A 22,216-nucleotide genomic window follows, 5' to 3' on the forward strand; every position below is an offset into this window, starting at 1 on the left:
GGTCTCACAATAAGGGGGGACTAAAATTTTTCCTGTAGCTCTATGGCATAGAGTATATATGTCGTATATCTCTCTCTATATCCGTCTAGGCTTAGAGAAGTTACATCTATGTCTGGATCTCCTATCGCAGATCCAAAGGAAAATCTGCCTATATATAAAGATTTATCTATGCAGGGACGTCCCCTCGCAAGCAGCTCCCAGGGCGTTACAGCCGTACAAACCCACGGCTCGTCAGGTAAACATGCATAACCTCTACTTCTTCCGAGAGCTTCTGACACGGCCTCATACGCCTCTAAGCTTGAGAGACATTTACTTTCTCCTCTTCGCGCAGGTTTGCCTCCATAGATATACATACGTGGTTTAAATCCGACTTTCTTCACTAACGCGTGGCTTGGCGTATTCCATTCGGCTACTAAAAGCGTGGCGACAACGGCGCCTCTCCGTCGCGCCTCTTCCAGGAGAAACCTCGTAGTAGTCTCTCCTACACCTCTACCCCGTAGCTCAGGTCTTACGCGAAGTCCCTGTAGATAAGCCGATTTGCCTATGAGGACTAGTGCAGCAACTGCAACTATCCTCCCGTTCAAAACCGCCACATACGCCCTCCCCTCTCTCACCCACTTGCCTATAACCTGCGGTATGTAGTCGCATCAGCAAGTATTAGGGCAGTTGTTGCATACGTTGCCGTCTTTAGTTGGTTCATGCCCCACACGTCTCAGAAGAAGAAAGGCGAGAAGGATGCGAGATGGAGGGAAAAAAGGGGTTAGATGTATTGCGGAAGTTGTTCAAGTTGAATAGCTTCGGAATCAATAACGACCCAGTATATTCTCGCAACGCCGCGCTTAGTCATTTCGGCCATTTACTCTGCGTCCAACCGCCCCGTTATACCGGGGAATGAAATCTGAATGCCTGCAATCCTATTTGCGGTGGGCGGTATGCCAACGGTGACATCGGCTCTGCCCTCTTTTGTGAATAGTGCTTCTATTCCGCGCTCTTGTGCTAGTTTTTGCAACGCCTCCCGCATTACGTCGTTAAACACAGCTATCGTCTTCTTGTTGAACATCAACAACATCTCATCTACAGACAAGTACCGTATTTCCGCTCTGTTTATTTTCTGAACGACCAGTGCTTGTCTTATGACCTCTGGCGGGTATTCTTCCTTGGGGTTGTATGGTCTGCCTGTTATTTCTTCAACTTTTTTGCCGTCAAGCCTTGTCAGATAGATACTATAACCGCGTAATATCAACTCAGCCGCGGAGTCTAACGGCATCACTCCCACGATTGTGGTGCCTGGTTGATACCTTGTCGTTATCTCCTCCACCGGGCTCTTACTCCTGTCTGGGATCCTCACCTCCGCCCCAGGCAAGACGGAGGTGAGAATCTGAATCGTAGGCTGATGATTTGTATAGACTATTACTCTTCTTTTGGTTTGTTCGGTTTGGCTCATGTCCTTTGAAGTTTTCTGGAGAGAAAAAGGTGTATTAGCAGACATGTGGACGGAATATGCGCCTGGTGAAGGTGATGCGCCACGCCCCGTCCTCGTACCGGAGGCCGAGGGCCGCGAGTTGTCTGTTGAGCGACAGGAACTCCTCTCTGGGGAGCCACCTCGCGGGCTTGACTACGATTGTATAGTAGAGCACCGCCGGCGCGGTACCCCTCGCGTCTTTCTCCACCGACACCCTCACGCCGTCAAGCGTCTTCACGGCGAACAGCGTCTCGGCGTATTGCCTCATAGTCTCGCGCTCTCTGGCAACTATCTCTCTGCACATCCGGATCCTCTTTTGCAAGACGGTCTCCGCTTCGGGCGTCAGCTTGACGACGTCTCTGCCGTAGCGCATGAGACGGCGGACGGCCGCGAGCGAGAGCCGCCGCGCCATGTCTCCATCCACCACCAACGTCTCGCCGCGTCTCCTTAACTCTCTCATAAACTTCCTCAACTCACTCCCGTCTAGAAGAAGTTCGTCCATGGTCAAGAGCGGAGGTGGGGAAAAAGGGTGGTGCTACTTCCTCACGACGTCGGCAGTGATGGCGGCGATGGGGATTGCGAATAGAAACGTGGCTTGTGGCGTGAGCAGGGGCGTGTCTATGGCGCCGAGGAGGTGGAGCACGTTGTTGACGGCGGCGAGAGCGCGCGCCGAGGCGGCGATCAACATGGCCGCGGCGAGGTGGCGCGAATGGCGTTGTAGATAGTGTCCACGCCTCTCCACGAGGTAGAGCAAGACGGCGACGTTAAGCACAATGGCGAGCCACGGCGCGCCGGCGAACAGCGGGTTCAACCTGACAAAGCCCATGGCCAACCCAACCGCCGTAGTCAACACGTCTAGGGCGGCCGACACGGCAAGCGCATACGCCGCCGTCTTAACCCGCCACACGTCTCCACAAACCCAGAGGGCGAAATAGGAGAATCACGGCACATGGCGGCGGCAAAGAAGTAGAATAGTAAACAACACCAAAGGAGGAAAAAATGGGGATGTTAAAGTGGACGGAGCTCGGCGACGATAGTGCCGTCTCTGGTTATATACAATTTCTTCTTGCCGTTCATGGACCCCTTCTCTTTCTGGTGCAAAAAGCTAGGGTTCTCCTTTCAATTATTTCGACTCACCTGCCTGATGTCGTCGCTGTCAAGCAGGTGAAGCGGAGGAGCTGAAAGCATGTCTGTGTGGCCCTAGCTTTTCTCTCCCGCCACGTAAAGTGGCACGACCCAAATAATGGAGAGGGAGAAGTTCTGGAGGTTCGTTAGGGAGAATGATTTGGTTTTGCTGAAGCCCCTGAGGCTCCTCCAAGTTGATGCCTTAGACGTCGCCTACAACTACTCGCCTGTCGCCGCCGCTTTGTTACGGCCGGTGAGACATGTCGATTTCCATGTCGCCAGATGTGTCCACGACTACGACCCTGTCACTGATGACTATTCCAATATCTTCTGTGGCGAGAGAGATCTTCGTTGCGTCGACAGAGACGGCTATTTCTGTTTCGACCCGGAATACTTCGACGTCGCCTACCGCGCCGTCAAGGCCGGCGACTTCTACTTGGTTACACTCTAGTTTTTTCTCTCCCGTCTCGTTTAGAGCTAAGTAGCTTCTTTTTACCCAGCCCCCACTCCACCACATATGCTCAACCAAAGAGAGAGAATAGTGCCGCCTATACGCCATAAAAGATGCCGAGGAGAAACACGGCCCGCTCCTGGAGAAGCCGTGGTAACGTTTTTTTATCGCGAACAACGATTTCTACATGAGGGAGGTCGTATTGGCGTTGTTGGCGCTTGCGGCTCTGGCGATCAGTGCAACTGTCGTCGTTGTGGAGATGCCAGACGTAGACGCGCAAAAAGTTATCGTGTGGAGAGCAATTGACGGCGATACTGTGGAAACGTCCGTGGGCAGAGTTAGGCTTGTGGGCTACGACGCTTGGGAGTGGGACGAGCCGCGCGGCCCAGAGGCCAGATATTTCCTCAACTATTTGTGCGGTGGCACAGATTACTTAGACGTAGACGACCTAGAGCCGAGAGATAGATATGGGCGTATACTTGGCTACCTCTGGTGTGGCCGCGTCTTTGAGGTCGGCGGCATCTATTATACGGCGTATGCCTCTGTACAGAAGGCCTTTCTACTCGTAAGACCTGACCTCGTGAAGAGGCCGCTCTACATCCCGCCAGATGAGCACCCATATTGGCACTGGCTCAAGCGTTTTACTGTCGCCTTCGACCGCCCCGTCAAATTAGTTGTCTTAAACACAACGTCAGTCGCGACTGGCCGAATCTTCAAATTCGACAATGCGACACAAATCGTGCTCACTTGTGGCGTCTACAAAGTGTATATAGATGGGTATGAGATTGCCAATTTGACGTCGTGTCAAGACACAAAGCTTTCAATAGAGGGGGCGCCGGCTACAACCACCACGACTATGCCCACTGTGGCCACCGTCACGGAGACCGTGACTGTCACAACGACCGTTACGAGGCCTATCACGGTAACTAGGACAGAGACGTTGACAGTGACTAAGACGGAGACGTCTACAGTCACTAAGACGGCGACGCAATACGTCACGACCACGGCGACGGTCACGCAGACGGTCTACGTGCCGTACGTCGACCCCATCAGCTACGTCGTGTTGGGAGTCGGAGTTGTCCTAGGGATAGTTGGGGCGGTTGCACTTGCGAAAAGAAGATAACTCTCCCTTTTCCCCCGGCCCCCAACCACACACATGAGCCAGATCCAAATACCTCCAGAACTAGAAAAACGCCGTTTGATAGAAAGCGCCGTGAAAGAGTTGGGAGGGGCGTTAATTAGCATAGAGCAATGTTTTGGAGATGTCGTAAAAATAGAGACAACGGAGGACAGTGGGTGTTTTGCCCTAACGCCAGATCCATTTGCGCCGGGGTATCCGATACCTGTGTCTTGTGAGGAATATTGCAAGCAAGAAGAAGAGGACGAGGAAGAGGAGGAGCTGTGGGAAGAGTTTGAAGAAGAGTGGGAACAAGAGGACGAGTGGGAAGAGGAGTGGGAGGAAGAAGAGGAGTGGTAGATCACCCCCTTTTTCCGTCTCTCTGCTTGCTTTTCTCCCGCCTGTGTAGTCATGGCATGCGGATTCTAGACGTGTTTCTGGCGGCGATGGCCGTCGCCACAGTCGCGGTGTGGGGCGTCGCCTACGCCATCACACGCTCTGAGAGAGTCCTCTGGGCGTTTGTGGCGGTGTCGGCGCTCTCCGCCGCGACCCTCGGCACACTCTGGGCCCTCCACCGGAGTTGAAACGTTCACCTGCCTCACGTCGCCGCTGTCAGACAAGTGAGTCGAAATAGTTGAAAGTACGTTTCTAGCTTTTCTCCTCCGCGCCACGTGTGGACATGGGCCAAACTGAACACTACCTCACTGTAAAACAGTTTGTAAAGTTAATCGAGACTCTGAAGCGAGAGGAGGGGCTTTCAGACGATTCGCTGATTATGTTTGAGTCTCTGTCTATAGTCAACGCGAGGGGCGGCGTAAACACGTACTACGACGTCTTCACCGACGAGGTCGTTAAGTCGGAAGTTGTCGTCGGCGAAGACGGCACGTTTGACGACGCCGTCCTCGGCAAATATCGGCGGGACGGCGAAAAGTGGGCGCGGTAAATAGCCCCTTTCCTCGCTTTTCACTCTCTGTCCCATCTGCCGCATGCGCCTAAAGAAGGCGATATACGCGGCAGTGGGCTTGGGTCTCGCCGACGTGTTGACTACCTACGTTGCGTTGTCTAGAGACTTCGCCGAGGTGAACCCGCTTTTCGCCGGCAGTCCATGGGCCGCCGTGTGGGCCAACGTCATAATGGCCGCCGTCGTACTTGCCCTAGGCGGCGCCGCCGCGAGGGCGGTGAAAATGTTCAACGTCGAGAGACACGTGTTGGCCATGTTTGCGGTCTTTGCCGCCACGAGAACAACCGTCGTCGTAAGCAACGTGTTGATACCCGCCGGCGTCATACGCCGCCGTTGCCGCCCCTCGCGTTGTTCATACCAGTGCCGATAGTCGCGGCGTTGGCGGCGCTCGTGGTAAAAACCGCCGTAAAACAAACCAGTTTTTAACCCACCCGGGTCTCTAAACACGTGAACAACCCACGCTCCTCATTTCACACTCCCTACGCCAACCAACGCTTCACTTGCCTCACAGCGCCGCTGTCAGGCAGGTGTGTCGAGATAACTGAAAGAGACATCTCTCTAGCTTTTCTCCCCTACGCCTTATACGCATATGAACCAAGTATACAGAACGTTGAAGGTGGAAATCCCCTGGCGTCTCATCGAGGAGAGGCCAGACGTCTTAGACACTGTAACGCGTATGTATTTAGCCGTCGGGGAATATGTAAAGAGACTGCTAAAGGAGTTGACAGGAAAGGAAGAACCCAGACTCACGGCGGAGGAGCTAAACCGTCTGCTCACTCCCGACAGGCGGGAGTTTGCGCGCCGGACTATTGAGGAGGTGTTTCCCAAGTACGGTCTCAAGAGGTACTTCGTAGATCAAGCCAAGGTGTTCTGGCGTGATGTCGTGTTCTACCGGGCGGTTCCATTAAACGCCCAATTGAGGGTTGAGGACGAGAGAGACATGAGTATGGCAGTCCTCGTTGACCTAAAGAGCGGCGTAGTCAGAGTGCGTAAGCTCGGCATACCGCCTTTCGCCGTCGAGTTGGAGAAGAGCAACGTCGCCTGGATTAGGCGGAGGTTAGAGGAGGGCGCCAGACTCAAGTTGGCATTCGTCAGCGTTGATGTAAAGAGAGGAAAAGATCCTACTTACGGCGGCCTGTATATCGCCCTTGTGTTTGCTAGAGAGGTGACGCCGGTGGAGCCCAAGGCGCTTGTCGTTGTTGATGTCAACCGCCTTGACCACTACATAAAGGTCGGCCTTGTGGCCGACGGGAGGGTCGTGGAGTTGTGGAAGTTGCCCAAGAAGGAGCGTATCCAAAAGTTGGAGAGGATACACATCCACATAAGCCAATTAAGCAAAGCCCTCGCACGTGTAGACGAGGACATAGACCCACGCAGAGCGTTAGACCTCCAGAGACAACTGTGGAAGCTTGAGACAAAGCGCTATGACATAATCCGAGACATCGTGGTAGACGCGGCGCGTGAAATCATAAAGTTGGCGAGGGAGCACCAAGCCGCGATCGTGGTGGACACGGTGGAGGACGGCACGTACCGAGAGCTGAAGGAGGGGAACTGGAGTGGAGTGAAGAAGCACCTCCTCGACGGTCTCGGCCAGCTGAGGAGGAGGTTGAAGGAGTCGGCGCAGTGGTACGGCCTGCCGTATCTGGAGGAGAGGTTGTACTCAGCCGTCTGCCCGAAGTGCGGCGCGAAGATGAAAGAGCTGAATAACAGACGGATGCATTGCCCCGCCTGCGGCTTCAGAGCGCACCGCGACAACGTGCCCATGATATGGGCAGAGAAGAGATACCAAGAGCTGATAGAGAAGACAAAACAACCCGTTTTTTCCTCCGTCCCAACAGCCACCACATTTTTAACTTTGTAAGTTTTCTCACTCATGAACGGCGTCTACTTGGCCCCGGGGCGGCAGACGGGGGCGCGAAGACGGCGAAAGTTAACGACTTGGCGCCACGTCCCCCGGGTGACCCGCCCCCTCGCCCCGGTGTACCCGGGGCGGGCCCCCGAGTCCCCCAGGGAAGGGCCAAGAGAGAGGTAGGGGGACGTGTAGTCGCCCCATTCCCAAGTGTTTAGTGTAAACGAAATAATCTCAGGGATATCCTCTTCTACAGCTTTACGAAATGTGAGCATAAAAAGTAGTTGTAAATTCTTATATATGCCTTATTTATACCGTATCGCTTACGACGGAACGTTGTTTTATGGATTTACCGGACACTCGCGATCTCTCGAGCCAGCCTTAAAAAGGGTTTTTGGCGAGATCCTTGGCCGAGGCAGTAGGACAGACCCAGGCGTTTCAGCTGTGGCAAATACGGTGATGGTCTCCCAGAAGTTGCCAATAGCTCTTGTAAATTCGAAGTTGCCGCGGGGGGTCTGGGCATGGGCTATAGCAGAAGTGCCACAGAGTTTTAACCCTAGACGCGCTAAATTTAGGCATTATCTATATGTGGCGCCTCATTGGGGCGAGGACTTAGGATCTATGCACGAGGCGGCAGAAGTCCTCGCCGGAACTCACGACTTTGCCTCATTTATACAAAGGAGGGGAGAGAAGATTTCAACCATTGCTACAGTTATGGAGATCAAAGTAGAGCTAAGGGGGGATCTAATTTATATGCACTTCGTAGGGCGGGGTTTCAAAAACAAGATGATTAGAAAACTTGCATGGGCAATATTAGCCGCTGGCCGCGGCATATTTAATATACGTGATATAAGAGAACTATTGGAGAGACCAAGGCCGGGCGTTGTGCCTAGTGCGCCAGCCGAAGGCCTTGTCTTGCTTAATATAGAGTACGATGTTGATTTCCAGATAGATTATACTGCTTTAAGATCGGCATATGTGTATTTTCTCTCAAAGTATAGACATGCTGTAGCTCACGCAGCGGCTTTAAAAGCTGTTGGAGAGACTTTGGCCACGTGGGAGCAGTGACCGTCCTCTGCCCTAGAGGGCAAGGCTTTTGGTTATAACGTCGTTGCAACAATCTACACTGAGAGACGCTTGCAGAGAGGACGATACATTGTCTAGCCAGATGTCTAGTCTAGAGTAACCTGGTTGTCTGCGACAGCATGGACGAAAGGGAAGCCCTTAGTCGTCACAGTCTAGGGATGTATGGCAATAAGTCTTTAAATATGGAATTGGTTAATAACCATGGAATACTACTGCGACTTTGATGCTGTTGCGGCAGCTATAGACAACATGTTGGGAGAGTTAATAAGAGAACATTTTAACGACATGCCGCCTGGCGAGATAGAGACAATAAGGGAATTTGTATTTAGAGATTTTATGCACTATTTAGCGACGCGCGCAGGCATATACAGTTGGAGGAAGTTTTCTGAATTTAAAGCTCGCCAGAGACTTTGTATATACGCAGAGAGGATGTGGAATAGGCTGTGGGATATAGCGTCTGAGTGGTTTGCCCTGTGGAAAATAAAGTGGAATCAAAGGGTGAGACTTGTCTTTTCAGAAGAGGAGTTTAAAAGAGCGACTCAGTCGGTTAGGTGGTCTAACGAGCTTGACAAAGTTCTAAAGAAAATAAATCTACAGGAAGTTAAGCTCTTTGTAATATCGAATCTCATTAGAATTGGCGAAGTCGCAGGAGTAGAACAAATCGCAGAATACTTAGTGAGAGACGAGATAAATTCAATTGTGGAAAGAGTAGGCCCTGAGAAAGCGGTTGAGATGTACAAATCAGGTCAGCTGGCAGCAAGACTATTGGAGAGAGTAAATTCGCTTAAGAACACGTCAGATCCACTTTTGTTACTTAAGTTCGATTTTAGTAGGATTTACCCCAGGTGAGTCTATTTCACGAAGATTTTCGTCTCTCTAGACATATAGGCTGGCTCTCTAGGAGAGACCTCTTTTACAACTATCCTTATCCATCTGCCGTCTACGTCCTGGAGAAACCCTGAGAAATTTGTAAAAACAGGGACTCTATACGCTATTAACAAATTTATGAGCGCCGTCAGTTGTTCAATATTAACTGACTGTGCCGTTTCTACGCCAAGGGAAATAGACTGCGCCTCAAAGACCCTCGGCAGTTTTTTCACTAAGACAGTACGGAGTCCCGCCACAGCCATATAGACGTCAAGAGAGAGGAATAGGCCGGCTTTTGTGTCGTCTCGCACTTCTACAACACGTGCAGAAGAAACGCCTGTTTTGCTCTCCACTCTAATCCCATCGCCTACTTTTACACCGAGAGCCATAGCTATATCACGGCTTATCCATGCCTTAAACCCTATCTCCTCTGTGTAACCGTATAGCCTCGCAACTGCATACATCTAAGGCGGCTACTTATTTATAATTAAAAAACTTTAGTCACGGTGTGTTCTATATAGTTGGCATAGGCCCTGGCCCTGGGTATATCACAGAGAGGGCAATACAGATACTACAGGAAGTTGAATGTATCTTTTACGAAGACTACACAGGCCCCTTAGATGTAGCTACTTTACGTAGATATGCGAGGGTAGAGCCTGTCAAATTGGCGAGAAGAGATCTTGAAGACGAATCAGGACGTAAGATCTTTGAATGTCTTCAAGAGGGCAAAAAGGCCGCATTGGTCACAGCGGGGGACCCGATGTTAGCCACGTCGCATGCCGCTTTAATAACTCTAGCTAAGGCGAAAGGCTACTCTGTAGAAGTGGTGCCAGGGGTTTCGATAATATGTGCGGCTTTCTCCGCGAGTTGTCTCTCTATATATAAACTGGGGGGTGTGGCGACAGTGACTTACCCAAGAGGCGGCGTTTATTCTGTCAGGCCTTACGAGCTTGTAGAACAAAACCTTGCGAGGGGGCTTCATACACTTCTTCTACTAGACATTAGAGACGACGGCGTTTTTATGTCTCCTAGAGACGCGGCGGAGGTCCTCCTGACGCTAGAGGGAAGAGAACGCCGCGGTGTATTTACGAGAGACAGACGAGTTGTAGTGGTGTCAAAATTAGGCTGGGGCGGCTCAGTGCTGTACGCTCCACTTGGAGAAATTGTCCAAAGTGAGATGGAGGGCCCCGCCGTATTTATCGTACCGGCCGGGTTAAATCCTGTAGAAAGGGAATGTATTAAGACATTTAGCAAATAGTAGGATATGGGAGAGGAAATTACCCCAGTATATGCCCAGGGATTCTACGTCGTTAACCCCGGTATTGTAAATATGATAATAATCTTTGATTACTTAGACAAGGGACAGTACTACTACCGTCTTTTAAAAAGGGGAGGAGAAGAGTTATCAAAGGAGATATCTACTGTGTGGGAGAATATGCAGAGGTTTATGGACGAAGAGGTTGTGAGAATAAATGGGGAGAGAGTGAGGCCTATGATAAACGATGTTTATATTGGCTTGAGAGGCTCGCCAAATAGGCCGTATATAACGTTTATAGGATTCTTCCCCGCACCGCTTAAAAGCGGAGAGAATATATACGAAAACTACTACGAAGAGGAGGTAGCCGAATATGACTACGAGGCGATATGGATATTTCCACAAAACGTCGAAATTTTTGAATGGCACTTCGGCGGCAATGTAGAGACGCCAGAGCCTTACATCCTCCGTGTGTATGTAGAAAAGGGCACTAACGTCGGCGGGAGAGAATACATAAAATTCAGACTGCAGTAAAAACTCCGTCCGTCCCTAGGCGTTGCCTAGGGACTTTCTCCTCGCCCACGCCTTCATGGGTAGCCAGGCTACCTCGGGCGTGGGGCCGGGCGGCACGCGGCCCTCCTTGAGTGCTCGTTTTTCGATGTTTATGACGGCCGCCACGTCTCTCCCCCACTCCCGCCCGCAGCATGGGCAGAGGGAGGGGGTGCCCCTCGGGTCCACCTTCACGACTGGGATGCCGTGTTCTCTTGCCTTTTGTATAATTTCTCTCAACGTGCTCTTGAAGCCGGCTCTGTAGATTCTATCTCTCAACACGGGGTCGTCTATTCTCGATATCATGTTTTTCGGCGCCTCCTTTGGCAGATTTTCAACGTCCGCCTTTCCCTTCAGCGTCATGAAGCTCTTTAGTAGCCGCGTCCTGCGCCGCTGTGTAAATGAAGTGCAATGGGAGGTCCGGATGCCTTCAGCTCGTCGTACAGAGCTTTACGGAGCGAGACCTGCCCCGTCACCCCGTGCTCAAAGCCGTATTCGACGAACTCGACGACGAGCTCTCTATACCTCTCCTCCAGCTCCTTTAGGAGGCACGCCAGCTCAGCCGCGGGCTGGGGACGACGACTGTGCGGGTGAGGACGTGTTCCTTCTTTTTGGCGTCCTCCTTTTCCTTCTCCTCAGCGTCCCTCTTGTTTTTCTGCCCTTCTTTCTCTTCTTCGGCTTATCCTCCTCTGCTCCCACGTAAAATCATTATTTTTTAAGCTCCTACGTGTTGTAGACGGCAGAGGTTTCCCAAGACCTCTCGGGCCGCCCGCTGATGACAAAAATGACCATGAAAAAGGAAACAGCCCCTCAGGGCGCGAGGGCAGGCTATGCTTCCAAGTTGCTGTACACTCCTTTGGCGGCTGTCGGGGGTCAGCCTGCGTCTGGCACGTGGCGCCAGAGCTGGCCGAGGAGGCGTCGAACTGCATGGCGCTGTTAGCACACACCGGAGACACCTTCTGCAGTTGTCAGCAAGTGCAGAGGTGCTTAAATTGCGGCTTCAGCCCCACTGTCGTGTACAACGTACAAACGGGGGGACGTAGACCCGATTGAAAAAACGTACAACATGTTCCGTGATATTGAAGAAAAATATATAAAAGACTGGCCGATTATAGGAAACATCTTCTACGGAGTATCAATGCCAAAAACTCCCCCGATTACTCCCTGGTTGTTGGCCACCTAACTAACTCTTCTTTAACACCCTCGGGCTTTACTACAATTGTTTTAATCTGAGTTTGCGGAGTTGTTGGCGGCGTCTGTCTCTTTCGTGTTGCCACTAGGGCTATTACAAAGAGGAGCGCCACGGCGAGAGCCGTGGCAATGTTTATCGCCCAGGTAAAGCCCGTGTTTAACTCAGAGTATCTATTCTGTAATACAGCCTTTTCCTGTAGAGCTTGTCTATAGGCCTTGTCTAATTCGTCATATCTACCGGAGAGCTCACTGTACTTCGCAGATAGGCTATAGTAGCTATCTCTCAGTTGTTGCTCAGCCCTACGCAACTCGTCGTACTGTCTCTGGAGGTCAGCCAACCTAGTCTGTAGCTCTGCTATGGTTTTTTGCGCTTCTGTATATCGACCAGAAAGTTTGTCGTAGGCAGTTTTCATTTCCTCTAGCTGTCTCCTCGCGTCTGCTAACTGAGCTTCAAGTGAAGCTTTGGCTTGACTTACTGAGTTTAGCTGGGCTTGTAACTGATCTAGCTGTGCTCTCAGAGTATCGCGTTCGGCTTTTACTTGGGCAAGTGCAGTCGCAAGCCTATCGTTGTCCGTTTTAGCAACTGCAAGGATAGTTGAAAGGTTTGCGAGACGCATTTGTAGATTTGCAATCTGTTGTTTTAGTTGCTCTACTTGAGCAGTAAGCTCCTTCACCTTCTGTTCTAGAGACGCGGCATAGTTGGCGAGGTCTTCGTAGGTGGTTGGTAAAACTCTCCCTATGTAATAGTTATAGGTGAGCGTCTCGTTGGGGAGGTATATAGCTATTTCAAGAAGTATCAGAGGGTCTAACCGCCGTTGGGGACAGTAGTTAAAAACAGCATAGGCTTGCCATATCTGGCCGGTGTTTAATACAAAGCCGTCATAGGCTTTTGACTGGATTGTAGGAACTAGGGTGCCTTCTGGGAAGAACTTCGCCGTTATTGTAACTTTGTTTATTGCGACAGGGGCAGTCGCCTTTATTTGGATAGTAATGCCATAGTCTTGGCAGAAGAGCCATTGGTCTGTCCTAATTACGAGAACTTCAATGGGGGGAGAGGAGAAGTGATCGGTGAGGGTGCCGGCGGCGACAAGCATTGTTAATAGAAGTGCCATTAACCGCCACATGCCTCTAGATTAGCTATAGGTTATTTATACCTTTTTGCCAAAAGGAGAGCTAACATCACCAGTCCAAGAGCTGCGCTTGGCCAGAGCCAGGGCAGCGCTGTATAAAGAAGGTGTGCTACTGCTGAAGCTAACACCGCTATGGAGATGGCTAGGGGTATCTGGTCGGTTAGTTTCGGGCTGTATCTAGCGGCGATTGCTCCAGGCAGAACTAACAACACTGCCGGCATAAGAGAGCCCAATGTATAAACGGTTGCAGACACCGCCAGTGACATAGACGCTAGAAATAGATAGTCAAGTCGTCTCGTTTTTATGCCGAGAGACTCTGTGAATTGTTCATCAACCGCAGCATATAAATATTTAATACCGTAGGCCAACGGAAAGATGAGGGCTAGGGCTAACATAGGTAGCTGAGTCAAAACATCTCCAAACCCAATCAATACATACTCACCAGTTATAAGGGCTAGTGGGTCCAATGTGGTGGCATAGAGAGTCCGTATAACATAAAGCAACGCAATTGTAGTTGTCAACTGAAAAGACATAACTATGCCAGTGGCGACGTCTTTTCTATAGCCAAGACGTTCGGTGGTTAAAACAGCGAAATTTAACAAAACTACAAAAAGTAGCGTAAATAGATAGAACATCGCTGAGGATAAACTCTGCTTAAATACGACGGTGGGTATGGCGGCAGCAAGTGCGGCTGTTAAAATATTATGCCCCTGGGCGTGGGCAAGAAAAGTCATTCTCCGGCTGATGGCCAACGGGCTGTGTGCCGCCAGCGCTATGGCTGATAAAACTAGAGATGTCAATGGCCAAAAGAGAAGCGGCGTATAGAAGTGGGCGTGTATCAGCGTGGCAGTAGCTAAAACTGCGGCAACAACTTCAATGGGGATGCGCATAGTCCTCAGTAACACAGACGTAACCTGTGGGGGTTTGGGCTATGCGGACATAGCGATAGACTTTGTATAACACCTCTTCTTTTAATACCTCACTTGGCGGGCCGTAGGCTATAAGTTTTCTGTTTAATAAGAGTATTTTATCGGCGAGATTTGTGGGAAGCGTAAGTTCGTGAGACGTCATGAGTATAGTCCTCTCTCTCTTTAACTCTCTTAATAAAGCTAGAAGCTCCACACGGCCTTGGGGGTCGACGTTTGCCAAGGGTTCGTCCAATAGGAGAACCTCCCCGCCGACTGCAAGCGCTCTTGCAATAGCCGCTCTTTGTAGCTGGCCTCCCGAGAGGGTAGTTATGGGTTTGTCTCTGAGTTCGAAAAGCTCTACAGTTTTTAAGGCCTCTTCCACAGTTTTTTCTACATTTTTCACACCTCTAAATTTGGCAGGGAGATAGACGTATTCCCACACAGTTGCGTTAGTCTCGACTCTAATCGCTTGCGGCACATAGCCAACTTTTCTCGTACGTTCGATATCGCAAACTCCTCCAACACATATCTCTCCTCTGTAAGGTAGAAGACCCAACACTGCTAGAAACAACGTCGTTTTACCAGCGCCATTGGGGCCAGCCACAAGCACAAACTCTCGACTCGCTGAAAATGTCACATCCTCTACAATTGGCTTTCCACTACGGAAGACGGTTACGTTCCTAATTACAAGAGACACGTGGAAATGTCGATCTGTATTTAAATGCACACAACCGCCGTTTAAAATGACGTTATTAAGAGCTGCTGTGCACGGCGTTGGTCAAATAAGTTCTCTGCCACTTGAAAATACCGAAACCAAGGTCTCACCCTTTGCGGCAATGGCTTTTTAGATCATAATAACTTTACACGATGTGGAGCTCTTAGAGAGGGAGTGGGTAAGGGGGGCTAGTTGGTATTTAGAGAAAGCTATAGAACTAGTCTCGAAGGCGGAAGATCCTCTTAAAGTTGTGGAGAGTCTGAGAAATATCAGACCTGGAATGGCGTCACTTGACTTCCTTTATCTGGTGTTAAAGGAGGCCGCCGCCAGAGGTATAGATGTTAGAGCTGTTGCGACAAGAGTAGGCTTGTATGCTGAAGAAGCCAAGAGGAGGCTCGACGACGTGATAGCTAGCTTAGAGTGTCCACGCCGCGTTATTACATTAAGCTTCAGCAGAGCCGTCACAAGATTTATTGAGAGATTTGGTAGATGTATTGAAGTGGTATATCTTGCAGAGAGCAAACCCGGCGTAGAGTTCTCCGAGGCATATGCCACATACTCCCAATATGCGGAAGTAGTCCCTATTCCAGACTCGGCACTGGGGGCTTTTAAATACGATGTAGCTGTTATCGGCCTCGACGGCCTTTATATAAACGCCGCCGTAAATAAAGTAGGCTCTCTTCCATTACTTGCAACAGCTAAGGCGAGAGACGCTGTGACCATCGCAGTTTTTGAAAGCTACAAGGCTGTGCCATTGGAGACGCCTTGGCCACCTAGGATTACAATTGAGATTGCGGGGAGAGTCGTTGAAGTTCCGTTATTTGACCACATCCCTCATAGCCTAATAAACATGTATGTGACAGATTTCGGAATTTTTCACATAGCCAACAGTAGAGATATATTCCAGAGGGCACTAGAAAAAATATTTATGTAGTCTCGGCGGTTGAAAAGTGCTGTGTAAAGATGTAGCTAAACGCGCCGTGTATAAACTAGGTGAGGAGGTATACATAGAGAGTGTAGAGAAGAGGGGAGCTTGGCTTGTAGCTATATGCTATGTAAGATCTCAGACGAGAAGAGAGGAGTGCTACCAAGTTGTGTTAAAACTTAAACTCGGCACTAGATATTTCATAGGCCATTGCGAATGTCCAGACTTTAAATATAGAGGGGGGCCTTGTAAACATATAGTTAAAGCTAAGGTGGCACTGAGAGAATACATGAAGTTAAAGAGACGAGTTTAACTACTTTTTTGCAGTTTCAATAACTAGCCTGGCGATCTCTCCAGCGACATCTACGCCAGTTACCCTCTGTACATTCTTAAACTCGGGCACTCCGTTTACTTCCAACACCATGTACCCCCTCTCGGATTCAACAACATCGACGCCCGAGTAATAAGTTCCAACAGCCTTGCTGGCCTTTACGGCTATGTCCTCCAGCTCTGGGTCTATTTTCACAGGCTCGGCCCTCCCCCCACGTGCTGTGTTCGTACGCCAGTCTGTAGAGACTATCCTATATATGGCGGCAACAGCTCTCTCGCCCACTACTGTTACCCTAATGTCTCGGCCTGGCTTTTCCACATACTCCTGCACTAGATATATATGTAGATCGCTCTCCATCGCCTGCCGATGCAAAATTACAGTCTCTAAATCCTCTACTGACTTTGCCAAGCTGACGAATCTGCCCCAAGAGCCGTCTGTAGGTTTAATAATCACAGGGTAAGACAGCCGTCTCGCCACCGACTTCGCTGCCTCTAGTCCAAAAACAAGATATGTCCGCGGCGTGGGTACGCCAGCTTCTCTCAGCCGTAGATACGTCAGATATTTGTCGTGTGATAGAACAAGTGACTGTGCCGTGTTAATGGAAATCCCGCCATTTGCCTCGTAAGTAAAAGCAGTTGGTATCACTCTGGATCTAGCCGCGAGCCTAATCACGCCAACTCTGCCAAGACCCTCCGGAGCTATCAACTCTTCTGCATTTATCAACCGTAGAGATACTCCGAGGTTTTTAAAGGCGTTGATTAAGAGCTTTTCGTCAAGTCTAGCAACGTCGTATACAAAGTCAATTTCCCCATGTCGCATTGAAACAGTCATCTTTATAAATCTGATATGCCTATAACAGAATATCTAGGTATTCTCTAGGCTCTCCTTATATATTCCACATCTCCTATAGCTATGAAGACAGGCCTTATCATTGTACTAAGTCTTATCGCGGTTACCCTCGGCGGCCTTTACTTGGTGTCAACCCTTAGCAACCCCTCGTTAGATCCCCTAATCCTAGCTAGAGATTTGGGTATTTCCGTAGTCTCATTAACCGCCGGCATAACAGCCCCCCTTCTCCATAGGAGATTTACTGAAGGCGACGAGGAGATAAACGCCTAAGATACAACAGTATAACGACAGTAAACACTTATAAGGCCTTATAATCCCCCCTCTATGAATACAAAGCCGTTAGTCTATACACTAAGTGCTGTTGCGGTGGTTCTAGGCTTTCTCTTTCTTATAAGCACAATTTCAGCCCCTTCTCTAGACCCCCTTGTGTTTATACGTGACTTAGTCACCTCCGTACTGGCTATAGTCCTCGGTATTTTAGCCCCAATTTTAATAAGGAGGTTTGCTACAGAGTGATAAATTAAGAGCTATATTTAATAATACACAAGTATTCTTGTCTAAGAAGTCTAGATCCTGTACTTACCTACTTCCTCTCATACCGTCTTAAAAAGTTTGGATTTGAATTAGATTCGCTAGAGGAAGACCAGGCTTTAGAAATTATAGCAAAAGCCACGGGGTCTCATATTGCCGAAGTTTTATACACTATGTATCTACAGGAGTCGTCTAAACTAGAGAGAGCCGTAATAGCCGAGCTATAATCTACGTCTCTGTTTAAGTCTGAGGTAGACGAGTTATATTACATGTGTACACTCGGCCGCGGGCGGGCTTGTCATACAACCGCAGACGCGGCTGTCAAGCCCAGAACTTTGGATATTCTAAAATTTAAACTATACCGTTGGGAGAATTCTAAAGTCTTGAAACTCTCCCTTGTACTCCTCCCAATCTACCTCTACTTCTTCTACTCTAGCCCCGGGGGGTCCTACCTTAGCCCACTCAATTACTTTAGCCACGGCGTCGCGCGGCCCCTCTAGCACTGCCTCTACAGTTCTTCCATCTGATCTATTTCTTACCCATCCCCTAACGCCGTATCTTACGGCTATCTCTTTCATAGACTGGCGGAAGAATACGCCTTGAACTTTCCCTTTGATGTAGAGGTGGGCCCGTACGTTTTCCACATGGCGTCTTTATAGTCGTCTTATAAGTTTTAAAGACTTACATTACGGTCTATATGCTACATTTAGTCGATTACGCCCTTCTTAAGCCGTATCTAACTTTAGAAGAGGTGGTGAGAGGCGCCCAGAGGGCTGAGGAGCTTGGGGTGGCGGCTTACTGTGTAAACCCAGTGTATGTGCCTTATGTACGTAGGGTGTTACGTCGTGTGAAATTATGCGCTGTCGTAGACTTTCCCTTTGGCGCCATGCCTACGGCAGTTAGAGCGGCGCTTGTGGAGAGACTAGCCGACTATGTTGAAGAGCTAGACATAGTAGCGCCTATAGGTTTGGTTAAATCTCATATGTGGGCTGACGTGAGACGAGATTTAATCACAGTTGTAGGAGCTGCGGGTGGCAGGGTGGTGAAAGTGATTGTCGAAGAGCCTTACCTAACCGACGAGGAGAGATATAGGCTCTATGACATAGTGGCAGAATCGGGAGCCCACTTTATCAAAAGCTCCACAGGCTTCGCCGAGGAGGGGTATGCGAAACAGCTGGGAAACCCCATATATTCTACGCCAGAGAGGGCAGCCGCGATTGCAAGATATATCAGAGAGAGAGGCTATAAACTCGGTGTAAAAATGGCGGGCGGGATTAGAACTGCCGAACAAGCAAAGGCGATTATAGACGCCATAGGCTTTGGGATAGATCCCACGCGTGTAAGATTAGGCACCTCTACTCCTGAGGTGTTAAAAACCTGACTTTTCCCTACTGCCCCTTACGCGGCGCCAGCCCCCGGTGGGCTCGGGTGCGCCCGGAGCCGTGGCTCCATTGGCGCCGCCCATGAGACAAACACGGCGAGAGTATTGGGCGAAGTCAACACGGCATCGCTGGCCGTTACAACGGCAAGCCCGACTATAAACAGTACTGCGCCCATACCTTCCTTTCAACTCCTTCACTTTCGCATGAGCCACATCCGCGGCCCTGGGGCCTGACGACTAGGGGGCACCGCCAGCCCCAATGACCCGAGCCCCCTCGCCCGCGGCTGCCCAAGCGACTCCGGGCGGGTCCCAAGCTCCCCGGGGAGGGCCGGGTTGCAAAAGGGGGCAAACAACCCTCTCCTATTTTCTGATTTTAAAATCCTTCTGTATTTGACTTTAAGCGTCTCTGAACATCAAGTGAAGCGTTTTTTCAATTGCACTTCTGAATCTTAATCTTCATAAAAACAGCGATATACGCGACTGTCAACGTGGGGTTTGCTTCCCTATAAGCAACTTCAACGCCACTGTAAGGGCTGTGAAGCCAAGTCCGATAAGCGCCAGAGGGAGTAGTCGTTCAAGAGATTTGACAGGCCTATCTCCTCCCAATAACTCTAGGCCTTTCTCCGTTAGTGTGTATTTAGTACCAAATAATGTACGTATCTTCTTGGCTAAACCCTGGGCTTCTAGAGACTCTAATACTGCTTGGACATCATGAAATTCTAGGTTAAACATCTCGGCTATTTCCTCTGGTTCTGCGTCATTGGCTATAGCTTCTAGGATGAGGCGTTGTATTTCGTTCATGGCTTCTTTCTATTCATCCACATTACAAACAAAATAGCTAGCAGAATAACAACTAGCCAAAAGACTATATGCCAGGAGATCCCACTTTCTTTAGACACCGGCGTGGTAGTTGTAGAAGTAGGTATATGTGTCGGCGCGTGTTCTGCGGTGTTCTGTGATTGTGACGTCTCTATCTTGCCTCCCGCCTCTTTATACCACTGGATGATTAAGGACTTTAGTCTCTGGGCTAGCTGGGGGTTGTGTATCAGAAGCCCCACTTCTCTGTTTCTCTGGATGGAGTAGTAGCCTATGTTTATTGAGCCGACGTAGACGTAGTCTCCCACTACGATTATCTTTGCGACGAGGTCCTCGTCTACGGCAGCCCTTATGTCTGCATCCGTCCTAGCGACTACGGCGTAGTAGGTGAGGTGCTGGACTATATACTGCACAAGGCCTGAGTCCATGTATATCTGTTCCATGGCGATGTAGAGGTCGCCCTTCTGCTGGAGGATCCAGAGGAGGCCCTCCTCCGAGTTTATCGGCGATACCAAGACGCCGGGGTAGTTGTAGTTGGGGTAGACCCTCCTGTAGTCGTTGAGTACGATTGTGGCTAGTTGCTTAGCCAAGGTGGCGTTTTTGATGACCAACATGACGCCCTTATTCCTCTGGAAGCCTGAGGCGGTCGGGTTTATATTTCCTATTATGACCGTCTCGTTGTCGATTACATACAGCTTGGTGTGGACGTTGGGGAAGTCGTTGTTCCACGCCACCTTTACGCCGTTTTCCTCCATGTACTTAGCCAGCTCTTTAGCCTGTGGCGGCACCCCGCCGTATACCCTCGCCGATAGGACCACGTAAACCTCTACGCCTCTCTTAGCCGCGGACACAAGCGCATCTGCCAGCTCCCTATAGGTGAGGACATACACCTCCACGTATACAGACTTCTTAGCCGCTTTCACGTAGTCCACTATCTTGGTTGTGTTTATGGGCGAGACGAGGACGCTCTGGACGTCCAGCCTAATGGGCGATACCGCCAGCGCCAACAACGCAAGCAGAAGTGCCAGAGCTAGAACGCGCATAGGCATATATACACTACATCTTTTAACTTTTGCGTTTTGTGAGCCTATACCAGAGACTTTCTCTCACGAGGGTGTAGCCGAGGGCTTCTGCAACTGCAACGGCCTCTCGCATCTTTTTCTCTAGCTCCCAGGCGCTGTGTGGATTTGTGACGCCGGCCGACTCGGGGGTCCAGTCGTACACTACCACGAGCCGCTTTGCCACACGTTCCATTTCCTTCAGCGCGGCGGCCACGTTTTTTATGTGGTGTAAGGCGGCGACTGAAACCGCCGAGTCGCACTCGCCGTCTCTAAACGGGAGGGACTCGGCTGGCGCCAGTATTGCCTTCAGGAGACCGGCTTTTACGAAGTCTCTAAAGGCCGACCTTAAATAGGAGATAGCTCCCGGATCTATGTCTATTGCGCATACCTCTAGCCCACGTCTTAGTAATAAGAGAGTTGTATTGCCGTAGCCTGCGCCTACCTCTACGACTGTGTGTCCAAGGTCGAAATCTTCGAGATCTTTTACAATTTCCTCTATCACAATTGTTTCAATGCTAGCTTGGCGGCGGCTTCGGCGTTTTCGGCTTTTACCACGGCGAGGAAGCCCGACGCATGTTTAAAGACGACCTCGGATCCTTGTAGTTTTCTAAAGTCTATAACGTCTGCATGTCTGTCAGGGCGCCAGAGGGTATAAGCGCCTGGATTTCTTTTATCTTTTACTACGATAAAAACAGGCTCTACGGAGATTATGCCAAGGTCTTGAAGGGCATTCCAGAGGGGGCCTGGCGGGAGGTAATCTTCTACTGCCACCGCCGTGATAGGCCCTCTAATTATGGTATAGCGACCTGTTGCCGCCGCTTCAGCTGCCTTTCTAGCCTCTGAGTAATGCCTCTCTAGGCCTTTCAATACATAGGGCTCAAGCTCGGGCACTGCCAGTACGGCGTAACACCCAAAGTCTATTCCAAAACTCGTCTCTAGCGCGTCTTTACTCATGGAAGTGGTTAAAACGTCTTTTGTGGCGGCTAGCATAAGTCTCAGTGTATTAAATGTCCTTGGGAATTTTTCGACTAGGTCTATAAATGGGATACGTTCGGCGATTTTAAAAGCCTCTGCAAAACTGGGGAGGTCTACTTCGAGCTTTGAATACACAGCCTCGGCTAATAGATCTAGGAATTTTGTCTCTTTAACTAAGCCGAAGGGGGTTGTCTCGGCGAAATATTTAGCTATGCCGTTGTTAAGAGAGTTCCCATAGGGCCCCGACCAACGTTTCGCCACGGGGCCAAAACGGTCGTAGAGATCTATATAATGTAATAGCGTAGCGATGAGAGGTCTAGTCTTAAGGTCAAGAGCTACTGTCACCTGTATTATTGTAGAAGGTTCGTCTGCAGGGTCTTTAACACCATGGTGATCCAATACTACGAATCTCTCTGGCAATACGTCTCTAAATGTATCTCCGATGTCAAATATGATCACATCGCCGTCTAGTTTAATTATTTCCTCTGCCGTGTTTAGCCTATATATGGCTTCAGCGCCGTGTCTATAGAGGAGGGCTGCGGCAAGTGTGTCATCCATATGGGCTACGCCTCCGTGTGTTACAGCCTTGAACTTTGCCCTCCTGATAATTTCAGCCGCCTTAATAACATCATTTAGCCAACTCATTTAGCTTTAGAACATATCTAAACTTAAATTTCTGTG

31 protein-coding genes are annotated in these 22,216 nt (G+C 49.9%); 16 read left to right on the forward strand and 15 right to left on the reverse strand.

The window, feature by feature from the left end; translation table 11 throughout:
- Positions 1-20: 20 nt before the first annotated feature.
- The 4 genes from PISL_RS06520 to PISL_RS06535 all read right to left on the reverse strand — a co-directional run bounded on the left by PISL_RS06520 (position 21) and on the right by PISL_RS06535 (position 2,369).
- Positions 21-614: a GNAT family N-acetyltransferase gene (locus PISL_RS06520; protein WP_011763008.1), complete on the reverse strand. Its 594-nt coding sequence runs from the start codon at positions 612-614 to the stop codon at positions 21-23.
- Between the two features lie 242 nt (positions 615-856).
- Positions 857-1,444: a hypothetical protein gene (locus PISL_RS06525; protein WP_053240386.1), complete on the reverse strand. Its 588-nt coding sequence runs from the start codon at positions 1,442-1,444 to the stop codon at positions 857-859.
- 34 nt (positions 1,445-1,478) lie between these two features.
- Positions 1,479-1,964 carry a hypothetical protein gene (locus PISL_RS06530; RefSeq protein WP_011763010.1) on the reverse strand — a complete coding sequence of 162 codons (486 nt, stop codon included), beginning with the start codon at positions 1,962-1,964 and terminating at the stop codon, positions 1,479-1,481.
- A gap of 33 nt (positions 1,965-1,997) precedes the next feature.
- Positions 1,998-2,369, reverse strand: a complete 372-nt coding sequence (locus tag PISL_RS06535; protein WP_011763011.1) for a hypothetical protein — start codon at positions 2,367-2,369, stop codon at positions 1,998-2,000.
- A gap of 336 nt (positions 2,370-2,705) precedes the next feature.
- Here PISL_RS06535 and PISL_RS10855 point away from each other — a divergent pair, with 336 nt between their 5' ends.
- The 9 genes from PISL_RS10855 (at position 2,706) to PISL_RS06585 (ending at position 8,900) form a co-directional block, all read left to right on the forward strand.
- On the forward strand, positions 2,706-3,038 hold the full coding sequence (locus tag PISL_RS10855; protein ID WP_011763012.1) for a hypothetical protein: 333 nt from the start codon (positions 2,706-2,708) through the stop codon (positions 3,036-3,038).
- 187 nt (positions 3,039-3,225) lie between these two features.
- Positions 3,226-4,161: a thermonuclease family protein gene (locus PISL_RS11175; RefSeq protein ID WP_011763013.1), complete on the forward strand. Its 936-nt coding sequence runs from the start codon at positions 3,226-3,228 to the stop codon at positions 4,159-4,161.
- A gap of 33 nt (positions 4,162-4,194) precedes the next feature.
- Positions 4,195-4,515, forward strand: a complete 321-nt coding sequence (locus tag PISL_RS06555) for a hypothetical protein (protein WP_011763014.1) — start codon at positions 4,195-4,197, stop codon at positions 4,513-4,515.
- 56 nt (positions 4,516-4,571) lie between these two features.
- Positions 4,572-4,739, forward strand: coding sequence for a hypothetical protein (locus tag PISL_RS10865; protein ID WP_167827643.1), 168 nt, complete (start codon positions 4,572-4,574; stop codon positions 4,737-4,739).
- 95 nt (positions 4,740-4,834) lie between these two features.
- Complete coding sequence (locus PISL_RS06560) at positions 4,835-5,098, forward strand: hypothetical protein (RefSeq protein WP_011763016.1); 264 nt, start codon at positions 4,835-4,837, stop codon at positions 5,096-5,098.
- Between the two features lie 43 nt (positions 5,099-5,141).
- Positions 5,142-5,486 (forward strand): DUF5658 family protein, encoded by a 345-nt coding sequence (locus PISL_RS06565; RefSeq protein ID WP_011763017.1) that lies wholly within the window; start codon positions 5,142-5,144, stop codon positions 5,484-5,486.
- 219 nt (positions 5,487-5,705) lie between these two features.
- Positions 5,706-6,977 (forward strand): zinc ribbon domain-containing protein, encoded by a 1,272-nt coding sequence (locus PISL_RS06570; protein ID WP_011763018.1) that lies wholly within the window; start codon positions 5,706-5,708, stop codon positions 6,975-6,977.
- 288 nt (positions 6,978-7,265) lie between these two features.
- On the forward strand, positions 7,266-8,033 hold the full coding sequence (locus PISL_RS06580) for a tRNA pseudouridine(38-40) synthase TruA (RefSeq protein ID WP_011763019.1): 768 nt from the start codon (positions 7,266-7,268) through the stop codon (positions 8,031-8,033).
- Between the two features lie 219 nt (positions 8,034-8,252).
- On the forward strand, positions 8,253-8,900 hold the full coding sequence (locus PISL_RS06585; protein WP_011763020.1) for a hypothetical protein: 648 nt from the start codon (positions 8,253-8,255) through the stop codon (positions 8,898-8,900).
- A gap of 2 nt (positions 8,901-8,902) precedes the next feature.
- On the opposite strand, the gene PISL_RS06590 is transcribed toward PISL_RS06585, so the two are convergent.
- A complete protein-coding gene (locus PISL_RS06590; protein ID WP_011763021.1) occupies positions 8,903-9,382 on the reverse strand; it encodes a molybdopterin-binding protein in 480 nt (159 codons plus the stop codon).
- Between the two features lie 44 nt (positions 9,383-9,426).
- Here PISL_RS06590 and dph5 point away from each other — a divergent pair, with 44 nt between their 5' ends.
- The gene (gene dph5, locus PISL_RS06595) at positions 9,427-10,176 is read left to right on the forward strand and encodes a diphthine synthase (RefSeq protein ID WP_011763022.1); all 750 of its coding nucleotides are present in this window, start codon (positions 9,427-9,429) and stop codon (positions 10,174-10,176) included.
- A 6-nt stretch (positions 10,177-10,182) separates the two neighbouring features.
- Positions 10,183-10,707 carry a hypothetical protein gene (locus PISL_RS06600; RefSeq protein ID WP_011763023.1) on the forward strand — a complete coding sequence of 175 codons (525 nt, stop codon included), beginning with the start codon at positions 10,183-10,185 and terminating at the stop codon, positions 10,705-10,707.
- Positions 10,708-10,722: 15 nt separating this feature from the next.
- On the opposite strand, the gene PISL_RS11315 is transcribed toward PISL_RS06600, so the two are convergent.
- The 4 genes from PISL_RS11315 to PISL_RS06620 all read right to left on the reverse strand — a co-directional run bounded on the left by PISL_RS11315 (position 10,723) and on the right by PISL_RS06620 (position 14,648).
- Complete coding sequence (locus tag PISL_RS11315) at positions 10,723-11,085, reverse strand: zinc ribbon domain-containing protein (protein ID WP_053240391.1); 363 nt, start codon at positions 11,083-11,085, stop codon at positions 10,723-10,725.
- 794 nt (positions 11,086-11,879) lie between these two features.
- Entirely contained in the window at positions 11,880-13,037 is a 1,158-nt protein-coding gene (locus tag PISL_RS06610; RefSeq protein ID WP_011763024.1) for a hypothetical protein, read from the reverse strand.
- A gap of 20 nt (positions 13,038-13,057) precedes the next feature.
- Positions 13,058-13,933, reverse strand: a complete 876-nt coding sequence (locus PISL_RS06615) for a metal ABC transporter permease (protein ID WP_011763025.1) — start codon at positions 13,931-13,933, stop codon at positions 13,058-13,060.
- On the reverse strand, positions 13,917-14,648 hold the full coding sequence (locus PISL_RS06620; RefSeq protein WP_053240392.1) for a metal ABC transporter ATP-binding protein: 732 nt from the start codon (positions 14,646-14,648) through the stop codon (positions 13,917-13,919). The genes PISL_RS06615 and PISL_RS06620 overlap by 17 nt, the downstream gene beginning before the upstream one ends.
- Positions 14,649-14,820: 172 nt before the next feature.
- On the opposite strand from PISL_RS06620, the gene PISL_RS06625 reads away from it, so the two are divergent.
- Both PISL_RS06625 and PISL_RS06630 read left to right on the forward strand, forming a co-directional pair.
- Positions 14,821-15,600 carry an eIF2B alpha/beta/delta subunit family protein gene (locus PISL_RS06625; RefSeq protein ID WP_011763027.1) on the forward strand — a complete coding sequence of 260 codons (780 nt, stop codon included), beginning with the start codon at positions 14,821-14,823 and terminating at the stop codon, positions 15,598-15,600.
- Between the two features lie 16 nt (positions 15,601-15,616).
- Positions 15,617-15,904, forward strand: coding sequence for an SWIM zinc finger family protein (locus PISL_RS06630; protein ID WP_011763028.1), 288 nt, complete (start codon positions 15,617-15,619; stop codon positions 15,902-15,904).
- Here PISL_RS06630 and lysX read toward each other — a convergent pair whose 3' ends face one another.
- On the reverse strand, positions 15,905-16,753 hold the full coding sequence (gene lysX / locus PISL_RS06635) for a lysine biosynthesis protein LysX (protein WP_011763029.1): 849 nt from the start codon (positions 16,751-16,753) through the stop codon (positions 15,905-15,907).
- 81 nt (positions 16,754-16,834) lie between these two features.
- On the opposite strand from lysX, the gene PISL_RS06640 reads away from it, so the two are divergent.
- Together PISL_RS06640 and PISL_RS06645 are read left to right on the forward strand one after the other, a co-directional pair.
- On the forward strand, positions 16,835-17,041 hold the full coding sequence (locus tag PISL_RS06640) for a hypothetical protein (protein ID WP_011763030.1): 207 nt from the start codon (positions 16,835-16,837) through the stop codon (positions 17,039-17,041).
- A gap of 54 nt (positions 17,042-17,095) precedes the next feature.
- On the forward strand, positions 17,096-17,287 hold the full coding sequence (locus tag PISL_RS06645) for a hypothetical protein (RefSeq protein WP_011763031.1): 192 nt from the start codon (positions 17,096-17,098) through the stop codon (positions 17,285-17,287).
- A gap of 371 nt (positions 17,288-17,658) precedes the next feature.
- On the opposite strand, the gene PISL_RS06650 is transcribed toward PISL_RS06645, so the two are convergent.
- Positions 17,659-17,946, reverse strand: a complete 288-nt coding sequence (locus PISL_RS06650) for an acylphosphatase (RefSeq protein WP_011763032.1) — start codon at positions 17,944-17,946, stop codon at positions 17,659-17,661.
- 53 nt (positions 17,947-17,999) lie between these two features.
- Here PISL_RS06650 and deoC point away from each other — a divergent pair, with 53 nt between their 5' ends.
- Positions 18,000-18,683, forward strand: a complete 684-nt coding sequence (gene deoC, locus PISL_RS06655) for a deoxyribose-phosphate aldolase (RefSeq protein ID WP_011763033.1) — start codon at positions 18,000-18,002, stop codon at positions 18,681-18,683.
- Between the two features lie 483 nt (positions 18,684-19,166).
- On the opposite strand, the gene PISL_RS06660 is transcribed toward deoC, so the two are convergent.
- The 4 genes from PISL_RS06660 to PISL_RS06675 are packed head-to-tail and all read right to left on the reverse strand — an operon-like array spanning position 19,167 to position 22,180.
- Positions 19,167-19,484: a winged helix-turn-helix domain-containing protein gene (locus tag PISL_RS06660; RefSeq protein WP_011763034.1), complete on the reverse strand. Its 318-nt coding sequence runs from the start codon at positions 19,482-19,484 to the stop codon at positions 19,167-19,169.
- The gene (locus PISL_RS06665) at positions 19,481-20,542 is read right to left on the reverse strand and encodes a phospholipase D-like domain-containing protein (protein WP_053240393.1); all 1,062 of its coding nucleotides are present in this window, start codon (positions 20,540-20,542) and stop codon (positions 19,481-19,483) included. The genes PISL_RS06660 and PISL_RS06665 overlap by 4 nt, the downstream gene beginning before the upstream one ends.
- A gap of 22 nt (positions 20,543-20,564) precedes the next feature.
- Positions 20,565-21,062 carry a class I SAM-dependent methyltransferase gene (locus PISL_RS06670; protein ID WP_011763036.1) on the reverse strand — a complete coding sequence of 166 codons (498 nt, stop codon included), beginning with the start codon at positions 21,060-21,062 and terminating at the stop codon, positions 20,565-20,567.
- The gene (locus PISL_RS06675) at positions 21,059-22,180 is read right to left on the reverse strand and encodes a hypothetical protein (protein ID WP_011763037.1); all 1,122 of its coding nucleotides are present in this window, start codon (positions 22,178-22,180) and stop codon (positions 21,059-21,061) included. The genes PISL_RS06670 and PISL_RS06675 overlap by 4 nt, the downstream gene beginning before the upstream one ends.
- Positions 22,181-22,216: the final 36 nt, after the last annotated feature.

The sequence above is a fragment of the Pyrobaculum islandicum DSM 4184 genome (assembly GCF_000015205.1).
In the GTDB taxonomy this organism is placed as follows: Archaea; Thermoproteota; Thermoprotei; order Thermoproteales; family Thermoproteaceae; genus Pyrobaculum; species Pyrobaculum islandicum.

Excerpts from the sequence above, each read along its gene's own strand:
- PISL_RS06525 (WP_053240386.1), bottom strand. The coding sequence starts at position 1,444 with ATGAGCCAAACCGAACAAACCAAAAGAAGAGTAATAGTCTATACAAAT.
- PISL_RS06530 (WP_011763010.1), bottom strand. The coding sequence starts at position 1,964 with ATGGACGAACTTCTTCTAGACGGGAGTGAGTTGAGGAAGTTTATGAGA.
- PISL_RS10855 (WP_011763012.1), top strand. The coding sequence starts at position 2,706 with ATGGAGAGGGAGAAGTTCTGGAGGTTCGTTAGGGAGAATGATTTGGTT.
- PISL_RS11175 (WP_011763013.1), top strand. The coding sequence starts at position 3,226 with ATGAGGGAGGTCGTATTGGCGTTGTTGGCGCTTGCGGCTCTGGCGATC.
- PISL_RS06555 (WP_011763014.1), top strand. The coding sequence starts at position 4,195 with ATGAGCCAGATCCAAATACCTCCAGAACTAGAAAAACGCCGTTTGATA.
- PISL_RS10865 (WP_167827643.1), top strand. The coding sequence starts at position 4,572 with ATGCGGATTCTAGACGTGTTTCTGGCGGCGATGGCCGTCGCCACAGTC.
- PISL_RS06560 (WP_011763016.1), top strand. The coding sequence starts at position 4,835 with ATGGGCCAAACTGAACACTACCTCACTGTAAAACAGTTTGTAAAGTTA.
- PISL_RS06565 (WP_011763017.1), top strand. The coding sequence starts at position 5,142 with ATGCGCCTAAAGAAGGCGATATACGCGGCAGTGGGCTTGGGTCTCGCC.
- PISL_RS06570 (WP_011763018.1), top strand. The coding sequence starts at position 5,706 with ATGAACCAAGTATACAGAACGTTGAAGGTGGAAATCCCCTGGCGTCTC.
- PISL_RS06580 (WP_011763019.1), top strand. The coding sequence starts at position 7,266 with ATGCCTTATTTATACCGTATCGCTTACGACGGAACGTTGTTTTATGGA.
- PISL_RS06585 (WP_011763020.1), top strand. The coding sequence starts at position 8,253 with ATGGAATACTACTGCGACTTTGATGCTGTTGCGGCAGCTATAGACAAC.
- PISL_RS06590 (WP_011763021.1), bottom strand. The coding sequence starts at position 9,382 with ATGTATGCAGTTGCGAGGCTATACGGTTACACAGAGGAGATAGGGTTT.
- PISL_RS06600 (WP_011763023.1), top strand. The coding sequence starts at position 10,183 with ATGGGAGAGGAAATTACCCCAGTATATGCCCAGGGATTCTACGTCGTT.
- PISL_RS11315 (WP_053240391.1), bottom strand. The coding sequence starts at position 11,085 with ATGACGCTGAAGGGAAAGGCGGACGTTGAAAATCTGCCAAAGGAGGCG.
- PISL_RS06610 (WP_011763024.1), bottom strand. The coding sequence starts at position 13,037 with ATGTGGCGGTTAATGGCACTTCTATTAACAATGCTTGTCGCCGCCGGC.
- PISL_RS06615 (WP_011763025.1), bottom strand. The coding sequence starts at position 13,933 with ATGCGCATCCCCATTGAAGTTGTTGCCGCAGTTTTAGCTACTGCCACG.
- lysX (WP_011763029.1), bottom strand. The coding sequence starts at position 16,753 with ATGACTGTTTCAATGCGACATGGGGAAATTGACTTTGTATACGACGTT.
- PISL_RS06640 (WP_011763030.1), top strand. The coding sequence starts at position 16,835 with ATGAAGACAGGCCTTATCATTGTACTAAGTCTTATCGCGGTTACCCTC.
- PISL_RS06645 (WP_011763031.1), top strand. The coding sequence starts at position 17,096 with ATGAATACAAAGCCGTTAGTCTATACACTAAGTGCTGTTGCGGTGGTT.
- deoC (WP_011763033.1), top strand. The coding sequence starts at position 18,000 with ATGCTACATTTAGTCGATTACGCCCTTCTTAAGCCGTATCTAACTTTA.
- PISL_RS06660 (WP_011763034.1), bottom strand. The coding sequence starts at position 19,484 with ATGAACGAAATACAACGCCTCATCCTAGAAGCTATAGCCAATGACGCA.
- PISL_RS06665 (WP_053240393.1), bottom strand. The coding sequence starts at position 20,542 with ATGCGCGTTCTAGCTCTGGCACTTCTGCTTGCGTTGTTGGCGCTGGCG.
- PISL_RS06675 (WP_011763037.1), bottom strand. The coding sequence starts at position 22,180 with ATGAGTTGGCTAAATGATGTTATTAAGGCGGCTGAAATTATCAGGAGG.